General features: G+C 42.2%; 1 protein-coding gene. It reads right to left on the bottom strand.

Going from position 1 to position 929, the window contains the following annotated elements:
- Positions 1-10 precede the first annotated feature (10 nt).
- The coding region (locus tag GQR53_RS20490; protein ID WP_165745057.1) for an IS4 family transposase at positions 11-929 on the bottom strand (919 nt) is incomplete at its 5' end.

Here is a 929-nt window from a genome sequence, read left to right as displayed (position 1 = left end):
CTAATGCCGTTCACTTAAGGTGAGCGGCTTTTTTATTTCTAGCGTACCGCTGTGGTCTTGGCTTGACTGCACGAGGAAAACCTCGATCCCTTCGAGGCTCTAGAATTAGGCTTTCTGCCATCGCATAAAAGTATTTTAATTGACGTGGTATGGCTCCAGGTGTTGAATAAGGTAATCCAACAAGCAACCTCATTATTTGAGCTAAACTACCATTGAAACTCAGTTGGTACGGTAAATAATCACCTTTTAATGTGTGGCACATTTTTACCATCTGATATCGCACCATATTATAAGTAAGCAACACCCCCCACAGCTCTTGCTTTACAAGCGCTGGTAAGCGACTTCTTAATGTTAATCGATTGCCCAGCATATATTGCTTTTGTTCCCGATAACCAAGCTCTATCTCCCAGCGGTGACTGTACAAATCACCTATATCGGCTGATAGATATCGCATCGGATCTGTCATAGATGTCATCACACTATATGATTTCCCCTTTATTTTTCGAGTCACTAACCTCGCGATTAAGGTGTTAGGCAGCGTTGGCCACATCTTTCTTGCTCTTGGGTTGCTACTAAGTTGGACTAATTTATCATTACGCCCTAATGTTTGAATAACTTCATATTGCACATTTTTTTTCAGGGGGATTAGCCAATGGCGTTCACTGCCAGTTGTTTGCCATTTATGTAAAAGCCCTAAAGAATAGAAACCTTTGTCGAATAAAGTGAGACTGTTATCGGGTGTGGTTTCTATAAGCTTTTCAGCCAGCACCATTTCATTGACCTTGTAATCATCAAAAGCACTCCCCGTGATTAGGTGGCTGCTTAGCTCCATTTGACACACCATTCTGACCTGTGGGTATTGTGTATTAGTCGGTTTTGTAAAGGCTTCATTGTTTTGGGGTGAGTCATCCGTACGCCAAACGACACCA

The organism is Pseudoalteromonas sp. Z9A6, from assembly GCF_011378805.1.
Lineage (GTDB): Bacteria > Pseudomonadota > Gammaproteobacteria > Enterobacterales > Alteromonadaceae > Pseudoalteromonas > Pseudoalteromonas distincta.
The sequence above is the reverse complement of the archived record's forward strand: the minus strand, read 5'-3'. Positions and strand labels throughout refer to the sequence as shown.